This is a genomic window from Streptomyces sp. NPDC035033 (assembly GCF_040636735.1).
Lineage (GTDB): Bacteria > Actinomycetota > Actinomycetes > Streptomycetales > Streptomycetaceae > Streptomyces.
The window spans coordinates 17,338-40,710 of sequence record NZ_JBEZUZ010000075.1 but is presented as its reverse complement, the minus strand read 5'-3'; the positions used below and the strand labels follow the sequence as shown (position 1 = coordinate 40,710).

Annotated in this window: 23 protein-coding genes; 7 read left to right on the top strand and 16 right to left on the bottom strand. The window is 73.5% G+C overall.

All coding sequences use genetic code 11. The features are described from left to right. Nucleotides 1-136: 136 nt before the first annotated feature. The gene (locus AB0E83_RS26205; protein ID WP_362116664.1) at nucleotides 137-364 is read right to left on the bottom strand and encodes a DUF6011 domain-containing protein; all 228 of its coding nucleotides are present in this window, start codon (nucleotides 362-364) and stop codon (nucleotides 137-139) included. 38 nt (nucleotides 365-402) lie between these two features. Between AB0E83_RS26205 and AB0E83_RS26200 the strand changes: the two genes are divergently transcribed. Both AB0E83_RS26200 and AB0E83_RS26195 read left to right on the top strand, forming a co-directional pair. After that, the gene (locus tag AB0E83_RS26200) at nucleotides 403-885 is read left to right on the top strand and encodes a glutathione peroxidase (RefSeq protein ID WP_362116661.1); all 483 of its coding nucleotides are present in this window, start codon (nucleotides 403-405) and stop codon (nucleotides 883-885) included. Nucleotides 886-1,088: 203 nt separating this feature from the next. Further along, nucleotides 1,089-1,880, top strand: coding sequence for a putative protein N(5)-glutamine methyltransferase (locus tag AB0E83_RS26195; protein WP_362116658.1), 792 nt, complete (start codon nucleotides 1,089-1,091; stop codon nucleotides 1,878-1,880). Between the two features lie 3 nt (nucleotides 1,881-1,883). Here AB0E83_RS26195 and AB0E83_RS26190 read toward each other — a convergent pair whose 3' ends face one another. From AB0E83_RS26190 to AB0E83_RS26130, 13 genes are all read right to left on the bottom strand, one after another. Next, entirely contained in the window at nucleotides 1,884-2,696 is an 813-nt protein-coding gene (locus AB0E83_RS26190; protein WP_362116656.1) for a hypothetical protein, read from the bottom strand. Between the two features lie 64 nt (nucleotides 2,697-2,760). Further along, the gene (locus tag AB0E83_RS26185; protein ID WP_362116653.1) at nucleotides 2,761-3,303 is read right to left on the bottom strand and encodes a nuclear transport factor 2 family protein; all 543 of its coding nucleotides are present in this window, start codon (nucleotides 3,301-3,303) and stop codon (nucleotides 2,761-2,763) included. Nucleotides 3,304-3,329: 26 nt separating this feature from the next. Then, a complete protein-coding gene (locus AB0E83_RS26180; RefSeq protein ID WP_362116650.1) occupies nucleotides 3,330-4,088 on the bottom strand; it encodes a hypothetical protein in 759 nt (252 codons plus the stop codon). Then, nucleotides 4,085-4,600 carry a hypothetical protein gene (locus AB0E83_RS26175; RefSeq protein ID WP_362116647.1) on the bottom strand — a complete coding sequence of 172 codons (516 nt, stop codon included), beginning with the start codon at nucleotides 4,598-4,600 and terminating at the stop codon, nucleotides 4,085-4,087. The genes AB0E83_RS26180 and AB0E83_RS26175 overlap by 4 nt, the downstream gene beginning before the upstream one ends. Next, entirely contained in the window at nucleotides 4,597-5,868 is a 1,272-nt protein-coding gene (locus AB0E83_RS26170; RefSeq protein WP_362116644.1) for an MCE family protein, read from the bottom strand. Before AB0E83_RS26170 ends, AB0E83_RS26175 begins: the two co-directional genes overlap by 4 nt. Then, nucleotides 5,865-7,172: an MCE family protein gene (locus AB0E83_RS26165; RefSeq protein ID WP_362116641.1), complete on the bottom strand. Its 1,308-nt coding sequence runs from the start codon at nucleotides 7,170-7,172 to the stop codon at nucleotides 5,865-5,867. The genes AB0E83_RS26170 and AB0E83_RS26165 overlap by 4 nt, the downstream gene beginning before the upstream one ends. Continuing rightward, nucleotides 7,169-8,227, bottom strand: a complete 1,059-nt coding sequence (locus tag AB0E83_RS26160) for an MCE family protein (protein WP_362116638.1) — start codon at nucleotides 8,225-8,227, stop codon at nucleotides 7,169-7,171. The genes AB0E83_RS26165 and AB0E83_RS26160 overlap by 4 nt, the downstream gene beginning before the upstream one ends. After that, nucleotides 8,227-9,285 (bottom strand): MCE family protein, encoded by a 1,059-nt coding sequence (locus tag AB0E83_RS26155; RefSeq protein ID WP_362116635.1) that lies wholly within the window; start codon nucleotides 9,283-9,285, stop codon nucleotides 8,227-8,229. Before AB0E83_RS26155 ends, AB0E83_RS26160 begins: the two co-directional genes overlap by 1 nt. Next, complete coding sequence (locus tag AB0E83_RS26150) at nucleotides 9,282-10,343, bottom strand: MCE family protein (protein ID WP_362116632.1); 1,062 nt, start codon at nucleotides 10,341-10,343, stop codon at nucleotides 9,282-9,284. The genes AB0E83_RS26155 and AB0E83_RS26150 overlap by 4 nt, the downstream gene beginning before the upstream one ends. After that, a complete protein-coding gene (locus AB0E83_RS26145; RefSeq protein ID WP_362116629.1) occupies nucleotides 10,340-11,593 on the bottom strand; it encodes an MCE family protein in 1,254 nt (417 codons plus the stop codon). The genes AB0E83_RS26150 and AB0E83_RS26145 overlap by 4 nt, the downstream gene beginning before the upstream one ends. Before the next feature lies 1 nt (nucleotide 11,594). Further along, nucleotides 11,595-12,401: an ABC transporter permease gene (locus tag AB0E83_RS26140; protein WP_362116626.1), complete on the bottom strand. Its 807-nt coding sequence runs from the start codon at nucleotides 12,399-12,401 to the stop codon at nucleotides 11,595-11,597. 4 nt (nucleotides 12,402-12,405) lie between these two features. Next, nucleotides 12,406-13,170, bottom strand: a complete 765-nt coding sequence (locus AB0E83_RS26135) for an ABC transporter permease (protein ID WP_362116623.1) — start codon at nucleotides 13,168-13,170, stop codon at nucleotides 12,406-12,408. Further along, entirely contained in the window at nucleotides 13,167-14,180 is a 1,014-nt protein-coding gene (locus AB0E83_RS26130) for an ATP-binding cassette domain-containing protein (protein ID WP_362116619.1), read from the bottom strand. Before AB0E83_RS26130 ends, AB0E83_RS26135 begins: the two co-directional genes overlap by 4 nt. A gap of 617 nt (nucleotides 14,181-14,797) precedes the next feature. Between AB0E83_RS26130 and AB0E83_RS26125 the strand changes: the two genes are divergently transcribed. The 5 genes from AB0E83_RS26125 (at nucleotide 14,798) to AB0E83_RS26105 (ending at nucleotide 20,277) form a co-directional block, all read left to right on the top strand. Then, nucleotides 14,798-15,421, top strand: coding sequence for a hypothetical protein (locus AB0E83_RS26125; protein WP_362116616.1), 624 nt, complete (start codon nucleotides 14,798-14,800; stop codon nucleotides 15,419-15,421). Between the two features lie 101 nt (nucleotides 15,422-15,522). Beyond that, complete coding sequence (locus tag AB0E83_RS26120; RefSeq protein WP_362116613.1) at nucleotides 15,523-16,173, top strand: hypothetical protein; 651 nt, start codon at nucleotides 15,523-15,525, stop codon at nucleotides 16,171-16,173. Nucleotides 16,174-16,221: 48 nt separating this feature from the next. Continuing rightward, the gene (locus AB0E83_RS26115) at nucleotides 16,222-17,862 is read left to right on the top strand and encodes a DUF6801 domain-containing protein (RefSeq protein WP_362116610.1); all 1,641 of its coding nucleotides are present in this window, start codon (nucleotides 16,222-16,224) and stop codon (nucleotides 17,860-17,862) included. Between the two features lie 40 nt (nucleotides 17,863-17,902). Continuing rightward, on the top strand, nucleotides 17,903-18,847 hold the full coding sequence (locus tag AB0E83_RS26110) for a hypothetical protein (protein ID WP_362116607.1): 945 nt from the start codon (nucleotides 17,903-17,905) through the stop codon (nucleotides 18,845-18,847). Between the two features lie 218 nt (nucleotides 18,848-19,065). Then, complete coding sequence (locus AB0E83_RS26105; RefSeq protein ID WP_362116604.1) at nucleotides 19,066-20,277, top strand: helix-turn-helix domain-containing protein; 1,212 nt, start codon at nucleotides 19,066-19,068, stop codon at nucleotides 20,275-20,277. Between the two features lie 7 nt (nucleotides 20,278-20,284). Here AB0E83_RS26105 and AB0E83_RS26100 read toward each other — a convergent pair whose 3' ends face one another. Both AB0E83_RS26100 and AB0E83_RS26095 read right to left on the bottom strand, forming a co-directional pair. Further along, nucleotides 20,285-21,661 carry a cytochrome P450 gene (locus AB0E83_RS26100; RefSeq protein WP_362116601.1) on the bottom strand — a complete coding sequence of 459 codons (1,377 nt, stop codon included), beginning with the start codon at nucleotides 21,659-21,661 and terminating at the stop codon, nucleotides 20,285-20,287. Between the two features lie 286 nt (nucleotides 21,662-21,947). Then, on the bottom strand, nucleotides 21,948-23,267 hold the full coding sequence (locus tag AB0E83_RS26095; protein ID WP_362116598.1) for a phytase: 1,320 nt from the start codon (nucleotides 23,265-23,267) through the stop codon (nucleotides 21,948-21,950). Nucleotides 23,268-23,373: the final 106 nt, after the last annotated feature.

Genomic DNA, 23,373 nt, shown 5'->3' with positions numbered 1-23,373 from the left:
CGCACCGCTCGGCGCCTCCCTCCCGCCGGCGGGCGCCGGGGCGCCGACGCCGGCGGCGGTCGCCGCCGGGTCCGTCGTCGCCTCGCCGGCCACCACGGGGACGGGGGACTCGGCCGGCTGGCAGTAGGCGGACGGCTCAGCCGGCGGCGCCGTCCAGCCCCGGCAGCGGGTCCTGCGCCACCTCGTGGCGGCGGGTCCGGATGTCGGGCGCCGGCGGATGGAGCTTGGCGTCGCAGGTGGGCCCCAGGCCGGTGCGGCGGGAGCCCGCGCCGGTGAGGGGGCGGCCGCAGAGACGGCAGCGGACGAGGCGCCCGGCCCCGCCGGGGGCGGCGTCGACCGCGATTGCCAGCGGTTCGTCACTCATGCTGTCATCACACCCTAGTCTCGACGAGGAGCTCCCCCATGAGTCTGTACGACATTCCGCTGAAGACCCTCACCGGTGAGCCGGTCTCCCTGGCCGACTACCGGGACCGGGCCGTGCTGGTGGTGAACGTGGCCTCGAAGTGCGGCCTCACCCCGCAGTACGAGGGCCTGGAGCGGCTGCAGAAGACGTACGGCGAGCGCGGCCTGACCGTCGTCGGCGTGCCCTGCAACCAGTTCCTCGGGCAGGAGCCGGGCTCGGCCGAGGAGATCCGGTCCTTCTGCTCGACGACGTACGGCGTCACCTTCCCGCTCCTGGAGAAGACCGACGTCAACGGCGACGGCCGGCACCCGCTGTACGCGGAGCTGACCCGGGTCGCGGACGCCGACGGCGAGGCCGGCGACGTGCAGTGGAACTTCGAGAAGTTCCTGATCTCCGCCGACGGGACCGTGACCCGCTTCCGTCCGCGCACCGAGCCGGAGGCCCCCGAGGTCGTCGCGGCGATCGAGGCGCTCCTCGGCTGAGCGGGGCCGCTCCCGCGCACCGGCCCCGGGGGACCGTCCCGGGGCCGGCCTGGGGTACGATCATCGACCTCGGTACGCGACGGTCGGAGGAGGTGGGACCCATCAGCACGACGCAGGCGGGATGCTCCCCTTCGGCGGCCGTTCCGGCGGCCCGGTCGTAGCGACCGCGGGAGCCTCCTCGACGGCTTCCCGAAAGGTCTTCCATGTCGCTCGACCCCTCTGACTCCCTCCGCTCCACCACCGTCTCCCGACTCCGCGCCGCCGGCTGCGTGTTCGCCGAGGACGAGGCGGAGCTCCTCTTCGCCGCGGCCCGTGACGCCGCCGGACTCGACGTCCTCGTCGAGCGGCGCGCCTCCGGGCTCCCGCTGGAACACGTCGTCGGCTGGGCGGACTTCGCCGGGCTGCGGATCGCCGTGGACCCGGGGGTCTTCGTCCCCCGGCGGCGCACCGAGTTCCTCGTCGAGCGGGCCGTCGCGCTGGCCGCGCCCGGCGCCCTCTGCGTCGACCTGTGCTGCGGCTCCGGCGCGGCGGGCGCGGTCCTGCTGTCGGCCGTGCCGGGCGCCCGGGTGCACGCCGCGGACATCGAGCCCGCCGCGGTGGCCTGCGCGCGCCGGAACGTCGAACCGCGCGGCGGCAGCGTCCACGAGGGCGACCTCTTCGCGCCGCTGCCGGACGCGCTGCGCGGGCGGGTCGAGGTGCTGGTCGCCAACGTGCCGTACGTACCGACCGGGGAGGTCGGCCTGCTGCCGCCCGAGGCCCGCGAGCACGAGCCGCTGGTCGCGCTGGACGGCGGCCCGGACGGCCTCGACGTGCTGCGCCGGGTGGCCGCCGGGGCGCCCGGGTGGCTGGCGCCGGGCGGGCACCTGCTCGTCGAGACGAGCGAGCGGCAGACCGCGGCGGCGGCCGGCGCCGTCGCCGCCCACGGCCTCTCGCCGCGGTTCGTCACCTGCGAGGAGCGGTACGCGACCGTGCTGATCGCCACCCGCGAGGGCTGAGGCTCAGCGGCCGAAGGTGTCGATGCCCTCGACGAGCCAGTTCCCGTCGCGGTGGACGACGTCCACCGCGAACATGGCGCCCGCGTAGACGCCCTGGTCCTGGGCCTCCGGCCGCTTCCCGCCCGCCTTCGGCTTCGCGGTCCCGGCCGTGCTCACGCTGCTCTGGTCGGCGTAGACCAGGACCCGGGCGCGGTCGCCGTCGATCCGCTCGACCGCGCTGTCGGTGACCGTCGTGGTGATCACCGTCTTCCGCGCGGCCGCCTGGGCGAGCACCCCCGCGAACAGCGTCCGGTGCTGCTCGGTGGCCTTCCCGGTGAGGAAGGTCCGGCCGGCCCGCTCGAAGGCGCCCGGGTCGGTGTGGTCGTACGAGAAGAGCGCGGCGACGGCCTCGGCCGTCCGGCCCTTGATCTCGCTGGTGCGGGCGGGGTCGGTGAGGGCGGTGTTCGCGCGGGCGGGTTCGTCGCGGAGCTCCCCGGCCCTGCTGTGCGCCCACCCCGCGAAGCCGCCGAGCAGGAGCGTCAGGACGCACAGGACCAGGAGCGGGACGAGGGGCCGGCGCCGCCCCGCCGGTCCGGCCGCTCCGTCGGCGGTGTCCGGCTCCGGCGCCCCGGCCTCCTCCCGTACGGGCTCCGCCGCCGGCCGCCGCCGGGCGGCCCGGGGCTCCGGTCCGGCCAGGACGCCCACGGGGGCGCGGGAACCCGGCTCCCCGGACGCGGCGGAGGACGTGGCGGCGGTGGTGACGGCGGCGTGGGCCGGCTGGTCGGCGCGGGCCCGGCGGCGGCGCTGGCGGTTGAGGTGGTGGCGGGGCGTCGGCATCGTGCGGTGTCCTTTCGGGTGCGGGCGGCTCTCGCGGTGCGGCCGGTCGACCGGTCGGGCCGGGTCAGCCGGTCGCCGTGCCGCCCACGGGGGCCTGTCCCAGGCCGCTGAGCTTCCACCGGCCGTCGGTGCGGGTGAGTTCGGCCAGCATGCGGCTGTCCTTCTCGGTGCTCTTGGCGTCGGGCGTGGTGACGGTGACCCGCAGGGCGACGAGCAGCCGGGCCCGCCCCGCGCGGTCGTCGAGCTCCGTGACGGCGCCGGAGAGCACCCGGGCCTTCGTCACCGTCTTCGCCGCCTCCACCTGGCCGGCGAACTCCTCGCGTCCGTCGACGAGTTGCCGGTGGAGGTCGCCGGTGGTGGAGGACTCCCAGAGGTCGAGCCCCTGGTCCACCCGGCGGTGGTCGAGCGTGTTGAGGTTCTGCACGGCCTGCTCCCCCGCCGCGAGCGCCCGGTCGCGTTCCGCGGCGTACGCGGCGGAGTCGTCGTGGGCGGCGGCGTACCAGTCCCGGCCCGCCCAGGCCGCGAAGCCGCCCGCGACGAGGGTGAGCACGAGGGCCACGGCCAGGACCGGCCGGAACCCGGCCGGGGTGCGGACCGCGCGTGTCATGGAGTGCTCCCGTCTCCCGCTCATCCTCAGCGGGCCTTGATGTCGACGATCCGCCACCGGTCGTCCTGGAACCGCGCGGTGACGGTGAGCTGGGCGGCGGCGGAGGTGGCCGGGCCCCTGTCGCGCCGCGAGACCTGGTCGAGGAAGACGAGGAGCCGCGCGCGGTCCCCGTCGAGCTCGATCACGCCGGTGCGGACGGCCTGGGTGGAGAGGGAGAGCCGCTGCTCGGCCAGGCCCGCGCGGACCTGGGCGAACAGGTCGGCGTACTGCCGGGCCGCGCGCCCGGCCAGGACGGTCCCGGCGGAGCGCTCGGTGGCGTCGGAACTGGTGGGCGTGTACGAGAAGATCCGGGCGAGGCCCTCGCTGACGTCCCCGCCGACGCGGTGGGTGGCCGCGGTGTCGGTGAGCGCGTGGTTGCGCGCCGAGGGGACGGACCGGAGCTGGTGGGCCCCGTGGAAGAACCCGCCCCCGCCGAGCAGGAGGAGGGTGACGGCCGCGGGCAGGACGGCCTTCCGCCACCCGGCCGCGGCCCGGCGACGGCCCCCGGTCCCGTCCCCCTCTCCGTCCCCTTCCCCGTCGTCTCCGGGAGCCTCGGTCTCCCCGGCGGTCTCGGGGGCCCCGGGGGTTCCGTCCTCCTCGGCCTCCCCGGTGGCCCGGGCCCCGCCGGGCCGTTCGCCGTCCTCGGCCGAGGCGTCGGCCGGGGTGTCGGCCGGGGTGTCGGTCAGGTCGTCGGCCGGGGCGTCGGCCCGGTCGGGGGTGTCGTCCCTGCGCAGCAGTCGCGTCACTCGTCCTCGCTCTCCTCGGCTCCGGCGACGGGGACCGCGCTGAGCGCCGACACCCGCCAGGTGTTCTCGCCGGTACGGGTCAGGACCGCCTCCAGGCGCTTGCGGTCGGAGGTCGTCGCGCCGGCCCCCCGCGGGGTGACGTCGACGCGTACGGTCGCGATGAGCTTCGCCGTGCCGGCCCTCGGGTCGAGCGCGGTGAGCGCCGCCTCGGTGACCGTGGCGCGGGCCGAGGCCCCCGTCTTCGGTTCGGTGCGCGCCAGTTCGGTGCGGAGCGGGCCGGTGGACGCGTCGCGCCAGGCCCGGATGCCGGCCTCGGCGCGCTCGCGGCTGGAGGCGTCGAGCGTGTTCAGGACGGTGAGGTGCCGGCGGCCCTCGGCGAGGGCGGTGTCCCGTTCGCGGCCGAAGGCGAGCTCCTGGTCGGTGCGGGCCTGCGCGTAGCTCCAGGCACCGGTGCCGCAGAAGCCGAGGGCGACGGCGAGGGCGGCGGCGGGGAGGAGCCGGGGCCGCCTCATCGCCCGCTCCGGGTGTCCAGGCCGAGGAGGCCGGCCATGTCCGCCGGGCCGTCGGAGCGGCCCGGCAGCGAGAGCGCGCCGGGCAGCGGCGGCTCCGCGCCGGTGGCGCGGTTCCCGTCGCCCGGGAGCAGGGAGGCGGACCGGGGCGGCGGCGGCGCGTCGCCCTTCGGGGCGTGGGCGGAGCCCCGCACGTTGGTGCCCGACCGGGCGGGGGCGGTGCAGGCGGCGCCGGTGTTGAGGGGCGGCGCGGTGCCGAGGTCGAGGCCGTTGCGGTAGCGCGTGCCGCCGTAACCGGTGGTGCAGGGCAGCGGCTTGAAGAAGGTGACGGCCATGCTGAGGTTCATGCGGCCGCCGTCGACCGTGGTCGCGCCGGCCGAGACGGCCGCCGGGTACGTCACGAGCAGTTCCTCGATGCCGCGCTGCCGGGTGAGGGCGAGCTCCGAGGTGGTGAGGAGGTTGGCGAGGACGACGCTCAGGCTGGGGTCGAGGTCGGTCAGGAGGCCGCTGACCTGGCCGGCCGCGTCGGGCGTGACGGTCAGGAGCCGGCGCAGGTCGGCGTCGGAGGACTTGAGGGTGGCGGCGAGTTCGCGCGCGCCGGTGGCGAAGTCCCGGATGGCGCGGCTCTCGTCGGCCTGGGTGCGCAGGACGACCTCCCCGTCGTGGATGAGCCGGGTGGTGGACGGCAGGGCCTCGTCGGCGGCCCGGACGAACGCGCTGCCGTTGTCCAGGAGGACCTGGAGGTCGTCGCCGTGGCCCTCGAAGGCCTTGCCGAGTTCGTCGACGACCGTGCGCAGGGACTCCAGGGGCACGGAGCGGGTCAGGTCGTCCATGCTGCTGAGGACGTCGGTGACCGGGGCCGGCACCTGGGTGTCGGACTGCTCGACGCGGGAGCCGTCGGCGAGGTAGGGGCCGCCGTCGCTCTCGGGGCGCAGGTCGATGTACTGCTCGCCGACGGCGGAGAGTCCGGCGACGACGGCCCGCGCGTCGGCGGGGATCGACGGCGCCGACTTCTTGATGCGCAGCTCGGCGACGACCCCCTCGGCGGTGAGGTCGATGGCGCCGACGCGGCCCACGGAGACGCCCCGGTAGGTGACGTCGGAGTGGGGGAACAGGCCGCCGGTGCGGGCGAGGTGGACCCGGACGGTGTAGTGGTCGGCGATGCCGGCGTAGCGGCCGAGGTCGGCGTAGCGGACGCCGACGAAGCCGAGGACGAGGACGGCGATGACGAGGAACGCGATGTTCTTCAGCCAGACGGCGCGGGTGATCACCGGTGCTCGCCTCCGTCCTTCGGCGGGGTGGCCGGCCCGGTGGTGGTGCCGGGGCCGAGGGGGGTGCCCGGTCCGGACGGGGGGGCCGTCCGGACCGGGGGCAGGGGAAGGGGCGACGCCGTGCCCCCGGCGGTGCCGTCCGCGCCCCGGTGCCGGGCGGCGGGCGCGTTCGGGTCCGTCGGGGCGGGCGTGGGCGTCGGGGCGGGGTCGGCCTGGGGGACGATCGGCGGGGTCACCACGGTGCCGGGCGCCGCCGCGAGGTGCAGGTAGGTGTTGAGGTAGTCGCCCTTGATGCCCTTCATCACCTCGTCGGTGAAGGGGTACGTGAGCAGGACCTGGAGCGATTCGGGCAGGTCGGCGCCGGCGTCGGCGAGGGCCGTCAGGGTCGGCGCGAGGGCCTTGAGGTCGGCGATCATGTCCTTCTTGCTCGCTTCGACGGTGGAGACGGCGACGCCGGACAGGGTGTCCAGGGCCCGCAGCATGGTCAGCAGGGAACCCCGCTGGTTCTCCAGCGTCTTCAGGCCGGGCGAGAGGTCGGTGAGGATCGTGCCCACGTCCTTCTTGCGGCCGGCGAGGGTGCTGGAGAGCCGGTTGAGGCCGTCGAGGGCGCGGGTGATGTCGCCGCGGTGCGCGTCCAGGTTCGTCACCAGGGTGTTCACCCGGCGGAGCACGGAGCGGACCTCGGGCTCGCGTCCGTCGAGGGCCGCGTTCAGTTCGCGGGTGATGGTCTTGAGCTGGTTGACGCCGCCGCCGTTGAGGAGCAGGGAGAGGGCGCCGAACACCTCCTCGACCTCCGTGTTGCGGCTGGTGCGCGCCAGCGGGATGACGCTGCCGTCGGTGAGCCGGGCGCCGGTGTCCTGGCGGGCGGCGGCCTGCCGGACGCCGCCCCGGGGAGCGTCCGGCGGCGGGGCGACGAGCTGGACGTACTTCTCGCCGAGGAGGCTGGACTGTTCGACCCGGGCGCCGGTGCCGGCGGGGAGCCGGACGTCGCCGTTGATCCTCAGGGTGACGCGGGCGGTCCAGGTGCCGGGTTCCAGGTCGATGGCGGTGACGCGGCCGACGGCGACGTCGTTGACCTTGACGGCCGACTGGGGGACGAGGCTGAGGACGTCGGCGATCTCGGCGGTGACCGTGTAGGGGTGGGAGCCGAGGTCGGCGCCGCCGGGGAGCGGCAGGTCCTCGATGCCGTCGAAGCGGACCGGCGGGACCGCGCCGAGGACGACGGCCAGGCCGAGGCCGAGGGCGACCGCGCCGGCGGCGCCGGCGCCGGCGGCCCGCGCCGAGGGCAGACGGGGACGTCTCATCGCTCCCCCTCTCCGGTGGCCGCGGAGGGAGTGGCGCTCGCGGAGGGCCCGGTGCTCGCGGAGGGTCCGGTGACGGGCAGCGGGAGCAGCGGTCCGCCCATGCTGATCTCGTTGAGGTTGGCGCGGCCGTGGAAGGTGCGGGTGTCCTCGTCGTAGGCGTTGACGAGGTTGCCCGCGGCGAGCGGGGCGACGTCGAGGGCCTCGGCGAGGGAGGCCCGCTGGTCGACGAGGGTCTGGGTGAGGGGCACGAGCCGGTCCACGTTCTTCTTCAGCTCGCCGCGGTGGTCCTTGATGAAGGTCTTGACCTGGGCGAGGGCCGTGCCGAGTTCCTTGAGGGCGCCGGCGAGGTCGTCCTTGTTCTCGGCGAAGAAGCCGACGACCTCGCCGAGGCGTTCCTGCGCGGTGCGGACGTCGGCGTCCTTGTCCTTGAGCATGGTGGTGAAGGTCTGGAGCTGTCCGAGGGTGGTGAACAGCTCCTCGCTGCTGCCGTCGAGGGTCTTGGCGGCCTTGCCGAAGCGGTCGATGGAGGTGCCGATGGCCGCGCCGTTGCCCTTGAGGTTGCGGGCGCCGGTGTCGAGGAGTTCGGAGAGGGCGCCGTCGGCGTTGGCGCCGTCCGGGCCGAGCGCCTCGCTCAGGTCGGTGATCGAGGCGTAGAGCTGGTCGATCTCGACGGGGGTGCGGTTGCGGGCGGCGGGCAGTTCGGCGCCGTCGTCGAGGGCGGGGCCGGTGTCGTAGGCGGGGGTGAGCTGGACGTACCGGTCGGCGACGACGCTCGGGGCGACGATGACGGCCCGCGCGTCGGCGGGGACGCGGACGCCCTCGTCGAGGCGGAGTCCGACGCGGACCCGGGTGCCCCGGGGTTCCACGGACTCGACCTCGCCGACCCGGACGCCGAGGACGCGCAGGTCGGATCCGGCGTAGACGCCGACCGCACGGTCGAACCAGGCGGTGACGCGGATGCCGTCGGAGTCGAGGAAGCGGGTGGCGACGAGGCCGCCGGAGGCGAGCACCGCGAGGGCGAGGCCGGCGACGAGGGGTCTTCTGGTCCTGGTCATCACGCACCGCTCCCCTGGGCCGTGGCCGCCGGTTTCGGCGGCTGTTTCGGCGGCTGGCATCCGGTCTTGGGCTGCGAGGACTCGGGCAGGTAGGCGCGCGGCACCACGCCGCAGAGGTAGCTGTCGAACCAGCGGCCGCTGCCGAGGGTGTTGCCGAGGAGCCGGTAGTACGGGCCGACGAGCGCGAGGGTCTTCTCCAGCTGGCCGCTGTTCTTCTCCAGGACGCCGGTGACCCGGCCGAGGGCCTTCAGGGTGGGCCCGAGCTGCCGCGCGTTGTCGCCGACGAGGCCGCTGAGTTCGGTGCTCAGCGCCCGGCTGCCCTTGAGCAGGGCGCGGATGGCGTCGCGGCGCTTGCGCAGCTCGCCGAGGAGGGAGCCGCCGTCCTCCAGGAGGAGTTCGAAGCTGGACTTCTTGTCCTTCAGGGTCTTGGTGAACCGCTCGCCGTTCTTGAGGAGGCGGGCGAGTTCGGTGTCGCGTTTGGCGACGGACTCCGACAGGGCGGAGAGGCCGTCGGCGGCGTTGCGGACGTGCGGCGGCGAGTTCTTGAAGGTGTCGGAGATCGTCCGGAAGCTCTCCGCGAGCGCCGTGGTGTCGATGTCGTCGATGGTGCCGCTGAGGTCCTGGAAGGCCTGTGTCACGTCGTACGGGGAGGTGGTCCGGGACAGCGGGATGCGGGTGCCGGGGTCCTGGCGGGCGGAGCCCAGCGGGTCGAGGGCGAGGTACTTCTCGCCGAGGAGGGTCTTGATGGCGATGGCGGCGGTCGACCGGTCGCCGACCCAGGCGTCGCCGACCTCGAAGGTCACCTTGACCTTGGGGCCGTCGAGGGAGACGCCGGTGACCTCGCCGACCTTGACGCCGGCGATGCGGACCTCGTCGCCGGTGTCGAGTCCGGCGGCCTCGGAGAAGTCGGCGCTGTAGGAGGCGCCGCCGCCGGCGAACGGGAGCCGTTCGGCGTGGTAGGCGCCGGCGGCCAGCAGCGCGAGGAGGACCAGTCCGACGACGGCGACGGCGATCGGGTTGCGTTCCTTGACCGGCTTGATCCGGCTGAGGGGGCTCATCCGCGGCACCTCGGTTCGGTGACGGCGATGCCGGTGGGCGGCTTGGAGCCGTCGGACGTCTTCACGCCGCTCACCCGGGCCTCGCAGAGGTAGAGGTTGAACCACGATCCGTACGAGGAGAGGCGGGCCAGGGCCGTCAGCTTGCCGGGGGTGTTGGCGAGGAACCGCTCCAGGGCGGGGGTGTGGTCGCCCAGGGTGCCCGAGAGCCGGCCGAGTTCGCGGATGTCCTTCTTGAGGGGGGCGCGGCCGTCCTGGAGGAGTCCGGCGGTCGTGGTGGTGAGGTCGCCCATGGCCCGGACCGCCTCGCCGAGGGGTTTGCGGTCGTTGTCGAAGCCGGTGACGAGTTTCTGGAGGGTGACGACCAGGTCCTCGAAGCCGGCCTCGCGGTCGTTGAGGGTGGTCAGGACGGTGTTGAGGTGGGTGACGACCTCCCCGACGACCTTGTCCTTGGCGGCGACGGTCTTCGTGAGGGAGCCGATGTGGCGCAGGAGGCTGTCGACGGTTCCGCTCTCGCCCTGGAGGACCTGGACGAGGGAGCCGGCGAGGTCGTTGACGTCGGCGGGCGACAGGCCCTCGAAGAGCGGCTTGAAGCCGTTGAAGAGCAGGGTCAGGTCGAGGGCCGGGGTGGTGCGGTCGAGCGGGATGGTCTCGCCGTCCTCCAGGTCGCCCGTCAGCTCCCCGCTGCCCCGGCCGAGGGAGACGTACCGCTGGCCGACCATGTTGAGGTACTTCACGGCGGCGGTGGCGGAGCGGGGCACGGGGCGGTCCTCGCGGACCGAGAAGGTGACCTGGGCGGTGCGCCGGTCGACGACGCGGACGTCGGTCACCTCGCCGACCTTCACGCCGGCGACGCGCACCGAGTCGCCGGCGACGAGCCCGGTGACGTCGGTGAAGAGCGCCTTGTAGGAGCGGGTGTCGGAGCCGACGCCGGTGTCGGCGATGCTGAAGCCGAGCACCGTGGTGGTCACGGCCGTGACCAGGACGAACGCGAGGGACTTGGCGACCGTGCCGGTCAGGCCGCGGCGGCGGGTGTGCGCGCCGTGCGGGTTCTTCGTCATCGGAGGGTCACCTCCGCTCCGCGGAAGGCGGGGCCGGCCAGCAGGCTGCTCCAGTCCGGCAGTTCACGGGGGTCCTTCCGGGCCGCGGGGGCGAGGAGTTCGGTGACGAGGTCGTTCTCCTGCGGGGAGTTGGCGGGGCCGAGGTCCTGGCCGGTGGCGGCGGAGGCGCGGAGGGCGGGGGCGCCCGCGACGCCGGGGTAGGGCACGGGGTGGCAGCGGGGGCCGCCGCCGGAGCCGTACGCGGGGGTGTCGCGGCCGGGGAGGTACGCGCCGCGCGAGGGCGCGGTGGTGACGTCGACGTGCAGTCCCGGCCGGTCGGTGCCCTTGCCGAGCGCCTTGTCCATGGCGGGGACGAACCGGGCGAGGGTGCGCAGGGTGCAGGGGAAGGACGGGGAGTACTCGGCGAGCAGTTCCAGGGTGGGCCGGCCGGCGGCGCTGAGCCGGATGACGCTGTCCTTGTTCTTCCGCAGGAAGGCGGTGAGGTCCTGGGCCGTGCGGGTGGTGGCGCCGAGGGTGTCCGACAGCGCCGCCTCCTTCTCGGCGAGGGTGCCGCTGGTGGTGGTGAAGTCGGTGAGCGCCGTGATGACGTCCGGGGCGGCGTCCGCGTAGAGGTGGCTGACCTTCACGAGTTCTTTCAGGTCCCGGGTGAGGGCGGGCAGGTGGGGGTTGAACTTCCGCAGGTGGGCGTCGAGCCGGGCGAGGGTGTCGCCGAGCTTCTCGCCGCGTCCTTCGAGGGCCTGGGAGACGGCCGACAGGGTGGCGGAGAGCTTCTGCGGCTGGACGGCGGTGAGCAGGGGCAGGACGTTGTCGAGGACCTGCTGGAGTTCGACGGCGTTGCCGGAGCGGTCCTCGGGGATGACGGCGCCGGGGCCGAGCGGCCGGGGCGAGGGGTTCGCGGGCGGGACGAGGGCCACGAAGCGTTCGCCGAAGAGCGTCGTGGGCAGCATCTGCGCGCGGACGTCGGACGGGACGTGGTCCAGGCTGCCGGGCCGCATGGCGAGGGTGAGCCGGGCGCCGGTGTCGGTGGCGTCGATGGCGCGGACCTCGCCGACGACGACGCCGCGGAGCTTCACCTCGGCGCCGAGGTGCATCTCGTTGCCGACGCTGCCGGTCTCGACGGTGATCGGGTCGGAGTCGGTGAACTTCTTGTCGTAGACGGCGACCGCCAGCCAGGCGAGCAGGGCGGGGACGAGCAGGAAGACGACGCCGGCGGACCGGCGGCGCAGGGTCTGGCCTCGTGGAGCGTTCATCTCACCCCGCCACCTTCACGGTCGTGGTCGCGCCCCAGAGGGCCAGCGACAGGAAGAAGTCGGTGACGCTGATCAGGACGATGGCGTTGCGCACGGAGCGGCCGACGGCGATGCCGACGCCGGCGGGGCCGCCGGAGGCGCGGAAGCCGTAGTAGCAGTGGGCGACGATCACCATCACGCTGAAGATCAGCACTTTGAGCATGGACAGCAGGACGTCGGTCGGGGACAGGAACAGGTTGAAGTAGTGGTCGTACGTGCCCTGGGACTGGCCGTTGAAGAGGACGGTGACGTACCGGGAGGCCAGGTAGGAGGAGAGCAGGCCGACCGCGTAGAGCGGGACGATGGCGACGACGCCGGCGATGATGCGGGTGGTGACGAGGTAGGGCATGGAGCGGATGCCCATGCCTTCGAGGGCGTCGACCTCCTCGTTGATGCGCATGGCGCCGAGCTGGGCGGTGAAGCCGGCGCCGACGGTCGCGGAGAGGGCGAGGCCGGCGACGAGCGGGGCGATCTCGCGGGTGTTGAAGTAGGCGGAGACGAAGCCGGTGAAGGCGGCGGTGCCGATCTGTTCGAGGGCCGCGTGGCCCTGGAGGCCGACGACGGTCCCGGTGAAGAGCGTCATCGCGATCATGACGCCGACGGTGCCGCCGACGACGCCGAGGCCGCCGGAGCCGAAGGCGACCTCGGCGAGCAGCCGCTGCACCTCCTTGAGGTAGCGGCGCAGGGTCCTGGGGACCCACAGCAGGGCCCGGACGTAGAAGAGGAGCTGGTCGCCGGAGCGGTCGAGCCAGGCGAGCGGGGAGGCCATCGCCTCAGCCTCCCTTCGGCGGGACGATCTGGAGGTAGATGCCCGTCAGCACCATGTTCACGAAGAACAGCAGCATGAAGGTGATGACGACGGCCTGGTTGACGGCGTCGCCGACGCCCTTGGGGCCGCCGCGCGGGTTGAGGCCGCGGTAGGCGGCGACGATGCCCGCGATGAACCCGAAGACCAGGGCCTTGAGTTCGCTGATGTAGAGGTCGGGCAGCTGGGCGAGGGCGGAGAAGCTGGAGAGGTACGCGCCGGGGGTGCCGCCCTGGAGGACGATGTTGAAGAAGTAGCCGCCGAGGGTGCCGACGACGGAGACCATGCCGTTGAGGAGGACGGCGACGGCCATGGTGGCGAGGACGCGCGGGACGACCAGGCGCTGCACCGGCGAGACGCCCATGACCTCCATCGCGTCGAGCTCCTCGCGGATCTTGCGGGAGCCGAGGTCGGCGCAGATCGCGGAGCCGGCGGCGCCGGCGATGAGGAGGGCGACGATGAGCGGGCTGGCCTGCTGGATGACGGCGAGGACGCTGGCGCCGCCGGTGAACGACTGGGCGCCGAGCTGCTGGGTGAGCGAGCCGACCTGGAGGGCGATCACGGCGCCGAACGGGATGGAGACGAGGGCGGCGGGCAGGATGGTGACGCTCGCGACGAACCAGAACTGTTCGACGAACTCCCGGAACTGGAAGGGCCTTCGGAAGACGGCCCGGCTCACCTCGGCGGCGAGCGCGAAGAGGCGGCCGGTCTGCCGCAGCGCGCCGCCGATCACGAGCCGCCGCCGGGGGTCGGCAGGGAGACGGTCGGCGTGGCGGCGTGCCGCGCGTAGGTGGCCTCGATGGCGGCGCGGGCGGCGGCCGGCAGCGCGTCCAGCATGCCGAGGACGCGCTTCTGCCGCCGGGCGACGGCCGCGCGCGGGGGCAGGCCGGGCGAGGGCTCCAGCTGGGGGACGAGGACGCGGGGCGCGGCCGGCGGGCCGGCCGGGGCGTTGCCGGCCTCGGCGGCGAGGGTGGCGGCGTCCTTCTCCTCGGACATGCCGATGGGGCCTTCGCGGCGGCCGGCGAGGAACTGGGTGACGACCGGTTCGTCGCTGGTGAGGAGCACCTCGCGCGGGCCGAAGGTGACGAGCTCGCGGCGGAAGAACATCCCCATGTTGTCGGGGACGGTGGCGGCGATGTCGAGGTTGTGGGTGACGATCAGCATCGTCGCGTCGATGCGCGCGTTGAGGTCGATCAGGAGCTGGGAGAGGTACGCGGTGCGGACGGGGTCGAGCCCGGAGTCCGGTTCGTCGCACAGGACGATCTGCGGGTCGAGCACGAGCGCGCGGGCCAGGCCGGCGCGCTTGCGCATGCCGCCGCTGATCTCGCCGGGCAGCTTCCCCTCGGCGCCGAGCAGGCCGACGAGGTCGATGCGTTCCATGACGATGCGGCGGATCTCGGACTCCCGCTTGCGGGTGTGCTCGCGCAGCGGGAAGGCGATGTTGTCGAAGAGGGTCATGGAGCCGAAGAGGGCGCCGTCCTGGAACATGAGGCCGAAGAGCTTCCGGGTCTCGTAGATGTCCCGTTCGCGGCCGCCGACCATGTCGACGCCGTTGATGAGGACCCGGCCCCGCTGGGGTTTCAGCAGTCCGATGAGGGATTTCAGGAAGACCGTCTTCCCGGTTCCGGAAGGCCCGAGCATGACGCTCACCTCTCCGGCCGGCAGCGTCAGCGTCACGTCCTGCCAGATGTTCTGCTTGCCGAAGGACATGGTCAGCCCCTCGACGGCTACTTCGATTCCCATCCCACCTCCAGCAGGCGTGCGTGACGCGTGCGCCGCGGGCGCACGGTAGGCCGTTCTGGATCACCCGGACAATAGCTGTGGCGCAAATTCATTGATCCGCTCCCGCGTTTGTCACCACGGAGACAAAGTCGGGGTCCGAGTTTGTCTCCGTGACGACAGAGTCCCGCGCCGACCTGCGACTGAGCGTCGACTCCGGGGAACGCTACGGCTGAGTAACCTCGCGGGGCAATACCGGATCCGGAGTTTTCACGGAACAGGACCGAGCGGCCTGCCGATTGTCAGGCGGGAGACAATTCCGTACGGAATTTTGTCACGCGCCCGAGAAGCGGGGGGAGTTGGCCGGCGGAACCCTCGGCCGACCTCGTACGATCGATCATAATTGTCGACATTGCGCACTCCGGAACCAAGCGGATTCCCGCCATCGCTCACCCCCTTGACAGGCAATGAGCCCTCTTCAAAGAATCATGGTTCACGCCATTGTTCGGCTAAGTTTCCCGCAAGTAACGTCTGGTTTCGCGACGGGAGGACGGCCGGATCGCCGGCCGTTTCCGCGCCCGTCGCGGCACCCCCACGGAAGCACCCTCTGCCGGTCGATCCCCAAGGAGAACCCCAGAGCCATGAAGAAGCCGATCAGAAACCTGGCCGTCGTCGCGGGAGCCGCCTCCGCCGCGTTCGCCCTCGCCGCGAGCCCCGTCACCGCCGCGCCCTCGACGGTCTGGACCGTCAGCCCGAACCCGGCCAACATCACCGCGGTCAACAGCGGGAACATCGTCCTCAGCGTCAACGGCATCGCCATGACGTGTACGAAGTCGAACGGGGCGGGGACGGGCGCGAGCACCACCGGCAACCCGGCGACCGTCGGCACGATCAACTCCATCGCGTTCGGCGCCACCGGCGCGCCCTGCACCAGCGTGCTGGGGAACGTGACCACCGTCCCGACCACCCCGTGGACGATCGTGGCGCAGGACTACACCGCCGGCGTCACCAAGGGCTACGTCGGCAACGTCGACGCCAAGGTGACCGTCGGCGCCTGCAACTTCCGCGTCACGGGCAAGGCGTCCGCCTCGTACACCAACTCCACGGGCGCGCTCGCCGTCAACAGCCTCGCGGGCGAGCTCACCGTCGTCTCGGCGACCAACTGCGGTTCGGCCGTCCCGGTCGGCGCCAAGCCGACCTTCAAGGGCACCTACCTCTTCAAGGTGGGCACCGCCATCCCGACGATCGTCGGCACCAACCCGTAAGGGACCGGTACCCCGCGTCCGTCCGTCCGGTGACCCCGGCCGGGCGGACGCGGGCCTGTCCGCGCCCTCCGTCGCCGGCCCTCCCGAGGAGACCCCGAGCCATGAAGAAACCGCCCGGAAAGCTCGCCGCCGTCGCCGGCGCGGCCGCGGCCGCGGTCGCCCTCACGGCGGCCCCGGCCCCGGCGGCGCCGTCGACGGTCTGGACCGTCACCCCGTCTCCCGTCGGCATCGCCGCGCAGAACACCACGAACGTCGTCCTCCTGATCGAGATCGTCAAGGACAACGGCATCGGCATCGTGTGCTCTCGCTCGTCCTTCTCGGGCAGCTTGCAGAGCGCCACCGGCAACCCGGCGACCATCGGCACGATCGGCGCCATCGCCTTCGGCGCCACCGGCGCGCCCTGCACCAGCGTCCTCGGCAACGTGACCTTCACCTCGGCCACCCCTTGGAGCGTCGTCGCTCAGGACCACACCGTCTCCACCGGTGTCACCCAGGGCCACTTCGGCAACGTCGATCTCAAGGGAACCGTCGGTGCCTGCGTCTTCCGCGTCCGGGGAAACCTGCCCGTCACCTACGCCAACGCGACGGGCAAGCTGGCCGTCGCCTCGGCGACCGGTGACCTGACCGTCGTCTCCCAGACCAACTGCGGGGGCGCCGCGCCGGTCGGCGCCAGTCTGGTCGTCAAGGCCGACCACCTGGTCAAGAAGGCGGACACCACTGTCGTCCCGACGATCGTCGGCACCAACCCGTAGCCCCCGCATGGCCCCCGCGTTCGCGAACGACCCCGAGCGGAGCACCAGATGAGAGGCCACCGGCCCACCCCCCGTTCCTCCCGCGCCCGCGTGCGCGGCGCGACGATCGCCGCGTTCGTGGCGCTCGCCCCTCTCCTCCCGGCCGCGGCCGTCGCCGTCGGGACGCTGAAGGTCGACACCGCGCTGCCCTACGTCTGCGCCCTGCCCTCGGGACCGCAGCCCGCGACGGTGCGGATCACGGCGGCCTTTCCCGAACGGGCCGCCGTGGGCGAGGAGATCCGGCCCGACGGCGTCACCACGACCGTCGAACTTCCTCCGGCGGCCGTCGCCGACCTCACCGCCCTCCGGGCCGCCACCGTACGGGCGGAGACCCGGCTCACGGTCGGCGCGGCCCAGGACGGACAGCGGACGGAAGCCACGTGGAGCGGTACGGCGCAGCCGGTCGCCGTCCCCGCCGAAGGGCCCCTCACCCTCACCACGGCCGGTGACGTGCCGTCCCTGACGACGGACACCGCCGGCGAACTGACCCTCACCGCCGGGAACCTCGCCGTCGACCTCGCCCCGAGCACGGCCGACGGCGCGGCCACCGCCCCGGCCTCCCTCTCCGTCACCTGCGTCCCCGGCCCGGACACGGAGGGGGGCACGGTGCTCGCCACGGTCCCGGTCGGTGCCGAGCCCTCTGCCGAGCAGCCGAGTACGCCCCCGGCGTCACCGTCGTCCGCGCCCGCCACCGGTCTCCCGCTGCCCTCGCTCCCCGCGGACCGGACGGTGCCGGCGAGGCCGGGGACCGAGGACGGGACGGGCGACGGGGCTTCCGAGGGCCCGCGCGTCGGGCAGCAGGCGGACAGCGGCCAGGAGGGGGACGAGGACGAGCCCGGCACTCCGAAGCCCCGGCCGGACGCCCCGCCCTGCATCACGGAGAATCCGACCCCGGTGTCGCTGTCGGCCTACATCACCGGCTACGCCAACGTCCGGAAGCTCGGCGGAGCCTCGCTCATCCCGGTGTCCTGCCTGCTGATCGAACAGGGTCTCCCGGAATTTCCCTCCGAACCCCCTCCGGAGGGCGAGTTCCACTTCTTCACCCCGTCGCGGGCCGACCTCTCCTACCAGGGGCGCAAGCAGACCCCTCCCTTCACCTCCACCTTCCTGGCCTTCGACTTCCAGCCGGTCACGGCGACCATGGTCCTGGAGCAGACGGGCCCCATCACGATCGGCACCCTGGTCCGCGCCATCTTCTCCACCGGTGACAACTATCTGGACAACACGATCCGGGCCCCCCTCGTCCTGCGCGTCCTCGACGTCAAGGTCAACGGGGTCAAGCTGGACGTGGGCCCTTCCTGCCGCACGGAGAAGCCGCTCTCCTCCCCCGATCCCGAGCCCGCCCGGTACCCCGGCGACCACCTGGTGATGGTGGGCAAGGGATGGATCCCCGCCGGGCAGAACGCCCAGGGCTACCAGCTGACCAGCGGCGGTCCGCTGACGGGCGAGGTGACCATCCCCGCCTTCACGGGGTGCGGCACCGACGGCGAGGACCTCGACCGGCTCTTCACCGCCTCCATCTCCGGCCCCGGCAACCACGTCAAACAGATCCAGGGCCAGACCTGCACCGTGCTCAGCGACGCGCCCACCGACGACCCGCAGTGCACGGAGGACCGCCAGCCGTACGTGGTCCCCAAGCCCGAGCGCTGAACCCGCCCCCGCTCCCCCACCCCACCGAAAGGCATCCGCCATGCCCCTCGTCTCCCGCCGTACGAAACTGGCCGCCGTCTCCGCCCTGACCGCGCTGGGCGCCTTCGCCTCCACGGGCACGGCGACCGCGGCCGCCCCGGTGCTGAACGGAGGCTGGGGGCCGTCCACCCGCTGCCCCGTCGACGCCCCCGCGATGCTCGCCTCGGACGGCCTCGACACGACGCCGCAGTGCGTCGTCTCGTACTCCCTCAGCGGCTCCATCAAGCTGGGCAACACCACCGTGACCACGGGGCGGACCAACCTCCAGATGGGCGTCGTGCAGAACGCCGACGGCACCAACTCGGTCGTCGCGCCGCCCGAGGGCGCGCTCATCGCCGACTCCGCCACCGTCCCCGGCGGGCTGATGGGCCTGATGTGCCCGAGCGACATCCCGTTCATCACCGACATCTGCCGGCAGCTGTCGGACGCCCGGCTCAACAAGATCACCGCCACCATGGAGTCGGTCGGCACCCCCTCGGACTTCGACCAGATCGCGGGCGTCCTCACCGACCAGCCGATCGTGACCCTCCCGGTCCGCATCCGCCTGCAGAACCCGTTCCTCGGCGACAACTGCTACATCGGGACGAAGAGCGACCCGATCCTGCTGCGCCCGCGGAACCTCGACGCGCCCTCGTTCGGCGTCACGCGGTTCAACGGCGACGGCTCCGCCAACGACGAGGGCGACATGAGCCGGCTCGACCTCCTCGGCTCCACCCAGTACGACGACACCTTCGCCGTCCCGGGTGCGAGCGGCTGCGGCCTGGGCTGGTTCGGCCTGATCGACGGGGCCGTCAACCTCAAGACGGGCCTGCCCGCCGCCGCCGGGAAGAACAAGCTCACGCTCCACGACACCCAGACCCACCTGACCGGCCTCTTCGCCCCCGGCGTCCTCGCCCCCGACGCCGGCGAGGTCTTCTCACGGAACTGGCACTCCGCCGTCAACTAACGGCCACCCAGGGGTGATTACCGGCCGACTCGGCCGCATCCCCCCGCCCCGCGTACATGACTCTTGCTCAAGTTGTGTACAGCACACAGTAGTTGTCCTAGCTTCTCAGCAGTCCACATCAGTACGTAACTGACGGCCACCGCGGCGCCCACCTCATCCGGTCGGGCGCCGCGGTGCCGCTCCCCCACCGGTCACGTAGCAGAGCAAGGGATCGGTCCATGCCCTCCACCGCACAGTCACCGGAGCTCGGTGAGCCGCTCGATCCGCTGCCCAGGGAGTTCGCCGCGCTGATGAGACCGGAGATCCCGGGGCTCATCAAGGAGATCGGCGTGGAGATCGAGCGCGCCTACCCCGTGTACGCCCACCTCTTCAACGGGCCCCATTCCGACGCCATCCGCCAGGGCGTCGAGCAGGCCCTGGCGGCCTTCGTCGACCGCGTCGACCGCCCCGGCGCGCAACCCGCCCTCCGCGACGAGCTGCTGCGCCAGTTCGGCCGGGTGGAGGCGTACGAGGGCCGGGACCTGGACACGTTACAGGGCGCCTACCGGCTCGGCGCCCGCATCGCCCTGCGCCGGGCCAAGAGCATCGGGCGCACGTACAACCTCTCCCCCACCCTGATCCTGGCCTTCGCCGACGCCCTCTTCGCCTACGTCGACGAGCTGGAGTCCCTCTCCCGCGAGGGCTACCTCACCGTCCAGACCCGCGCGGTCTCCGACCTGGCGGCGCTGCGGAGGAAGCTGCTGCACCTGGTGGTCGCCGGGCCGCCGCTGCCCCGGGCGACCATCGCCGAGCTCTGCCAGGAGGCGTCCTGGCAGCTCCCCGCCGAGTGCACCCTGATCGCCCTGCGGCCGCCGGCCGGCGGCGTCGCGCAGGCCCGGCTCGACCGGGACGTCCTCGCCGACCTCGGCCTCCCCCACCCCCATCTGCTCGTCCCGGGCCCGCTGACCGCCGAGCGCCGCGCGATGCTCGACACCGCCCTGGCCGGCACGCCCGCCGTCCTCGGGCTGACCGTGCCGACCGCGCAGGCCGCCCACTCCCTGCGGTGGTCCCGGCGGGTCCTCCAGCTGATCGACGACGGCGTCGTGGCGGACGCGCCCGTGGTGCGCTGCGAGGACCACCTCACGACGCTGTGGCTGCTGTCCGACCCGGCGCTCATGGCCCAGCTCGCCCAGCGCGAACTGGCCCCGCTCGACGGCCTGTCCGGCACCCGGCGCGAGCGCCTCGTCGAGACCCTGCGGGTCCACGTCTCCACCCGCGCCCCGGCCGAGCAGGTCGGCGAGATGCTGGGCGTGCACGCCCAGACGGTCCGCTACCGGCTGCGGAACCTCGACAACCACTTCGGCGACCGGCTCCTCGACCCCGACCACCGCTTCGCCCTGGAGGCGGCGCTGCGCTCGCTCCACCTCCACAGCAGGAAGCGGACGGACTGAGCCCGGCCTAGGGCTCCCGGGGGAGCAGCCGGCAGCGGGCCGGGCCGTCCGCCTGGAGGGTGATCGCGGGCCTGAGCGGCACCTCGGTGTCCACGGCCTCGAAGCCGTGGCGCTGGAGGATCATCGCGAGCGCGATCACCGACTCCAGCATCGAGAAGTGCTGGCCGATGCAGGCCCGGGGCCCGCCGCCGAAGGGGAACCAGGCGTAGCGGGGCCGGGCGGCCTCCGCCTCGGGGGTGAAGCGGTCCGGGTCGAAGCGCTCGGCGTCCTCCCAGTAGGCGGGGTGCCGGTGGGTGACCCACGGGGCGACGACGACGTCGGCGCCGGCCGGGACGGCGACGCCGCCGATCGTGGTGGCGGCGACGGCCCGGCGGCCGATGACGGGCGCGGCCGGGAAGAGCCGCATCGCCTCCTTCAGGACCCGGGTCACGTACGGCAGGGCGTCGAGGTCGGCGGCGCCGGGGGTGCGGCCCGCGAGGACCCGGTCGACCTCCTCGTGGGCGCGGCGCTGCGCCTCGGGGTGGCGGGCCAGGAGGTGGAGGGCGAAGCCGATCGAGGTGGCGGTCGTCTCGTGGCCGGCGAGGAGGAAGACGAGGACCTGCTCGCGCAGTTCGGTGGCGTCGAAGGCGCCGTCCTCGGCGCTCTCGGCCCGGACGAGCAGGCTCAGCAGGTCGTCGCCGTCCTCGTCGGCCCGGCCGCCGGCCTTCCGCTCGGCGATGATCCGGTCGCACTCCGCGTACAGCGCCCGGTGGAGGGCGGCGGCCCGCCGGTTGCCGGGGGTGGGCCAGGCGCGGGGCGTCTTGACCGGGGCGTAGCCGCGGCGGAGCACGTACGAGCCGACGCCGGGGAAGCAGCGTTCGACGACCTCGACGGCGGAGTCCACGTCGGTGCCGAAGAGGATGCGGGCGACGGCGCGCAGGGCGAGCCGGGTCGACTCGTGGAGGACGTCCACCGTGGCGGCGCCGGCCTTCTCCCACTCGCCGGTGAGGGTGGCGACCTCGGTGGCGACGGCGTCGGCGTAACCGTCGACCCGGCGCTTGGTGAAGAGGGGCTGGACGAGCCGCCGCTGGCGCAGGTAGTCGTCGTCCTGGCTGGTGAGCAGGCCGTTGCCGAAGGACTCCCGGACCTCCTGGTAGAAGGCGTTGTCCTTGCGGAAGTTGGCGGACTCGCCGGCGAGGACCTGCTGGACGCCCTCGGCGGAGAAGACGGCGTACACCTCGGCGCGGGCGCCGGGCGGTCCCGCGGTGATGCGGACGACGTCGCCGTGGTCGCGCCGGGCCCGCAGGAAGGTGCCGAGCGAGTCGTTCTTCAGGTCGAACATCGAACCGAGGACGGGCAGTCCGGCGAGGACGGGCGCCTCGGCACGGGTGTCGGTGGTGGCCATGGTGTCTCCCCCTTGGGCGCGGCTCCGCGGCGATTGTCCCGCAGGAAGTGACCGGAGGGTAGTTTTCGCCGACCGGCCGTCCTGTTCTGGCCTGTTGGCCGGATCCGGTCGTCCGACGGCGGCGTCCGGGAGGCTCGGGGCACGGGACACGGGACACGGGGCACAAACAAGAACAACGCGCCGGGGACCGGCGGGGACGCCGGAGCCCCGCGTCCACCGGGGCCGGAGACCGGCGGTGGACGCGGGGTGGCCCTCGCGGTGCGTCACGAGCGCGGCGGGACGGGGGTCAGCCGGCGTCGCGCGGGTCGAAGGAGTCGGTGTCGACGGTCAGCGGCTCCGGGAAGGCGCCGGCGACGGCGTCCCAGCGGGTGAACTTGAAGTTCGTGCCCTCGCGGTCGCCGTCGGCCGGGGTGGCCTCGCCGTCGTGGGTGACGAGCAGGCCCTTCGGGAAGGCGCCGCCGAGCGGCACGTTCACCACGGTGGAGCCGTCGGAGTGCTGCACCCCGTCGGTGGCGGTCCCGTCGGTGACGGCGAAGGAGCCGAGGTAGGAGTTGTCGCCCTCGCGCGCGTAGACGGCGAAGGTGTCGTCGCCCTGGCTGGAGGCGAGGACGTACCCCTCGCCGTCGTCGCCGTGGTAGACGGTGACGCCCTCGGCGTCGGCGCTCAGGTGCTCACCGCCGAAGCCGGGGTCGTGCGCGGTGTCGAGGACGCACTCCTCCTCGGCCTCGTCGTACGTCCACGGGGTGCCGTACTCGCGGACCCGATCGAGGAGTTCGGGCTCCTCGAACTCCTCGTCGTCGAGGTCGATCCGCCAGAGGCCGACGGCCTCCTGGGCGGCGTAGAGGACGTGCTCCTCCTGGTCGACGGCCATGCCCTCGACCTGCGGCAGCTCGCCGGGGTCGGCGCAGGGCCGCCAGGAGGTGCCGTCCGGGAGGGCGAAGGAGACGGGGAGGTCGAGGGTGTCCTCCGTGCGGTAGCCGACCCGGCCGCCGCGGTCCTCCAGTTCGAGCAGGCGCAGCCGGCCGCGCTCGCGCTGCGAGACGACGACGTAGGCGTCGTCCCCGTCGCGGTGGGCGGCGAGGCCGTAGGAGGTGTTCTGGTCGTCGACCTCGGCCTCGCTCGCGGCGAAGACGGGCGCGACGTCGGCGGCGGTGACGTCCCTCAGCGGGGCGGTGCCGGCGGCGACGGCGGCCGGGTCGATCGCGTAGGCGCGGATCCGGTCGCGGCCGCGGTCGCTGACGACGGCGAGGTCGGTCCTGCGGCCGTTCAGCTCGAAGCCGTAGACGAGGTCGACGTTGTTGAACCGGCCGGGGGCGGCGTCCTCGCCGGGGGCGGGCGGGGCGGCGATGTGCTGGAGGCGGCGGCCGTCGAGCCCGTAGACGTCGAGCCCGCCCTCCTTGAGGGTGCCGATGACGAGGCTGCGGCCGGGGCGGGCGGGGTCGACCCAGACGGCGGGGTCGTCGGCGTCGGCGTTGCCGCCGGCCTCGTCGTCGTACACGACGGGGGTCTCGACGGAGGCGGCGACGGGGACGGGCCCGGGGGCGGCGGGGACCGCGGCCACGACGCTGAGTGCGGCGGCCAGGGCGGTCAGAGCGGAGGCGCTCACGGTACTCCTCGGTAGCGTTCTGGGACGGGCCGAGACGCTACGGAGGCGGGGTGGAGCGGCCCTTGCGGAGCCGTGAATTCCGAACGGCCGTGCGGAACACGCGTCT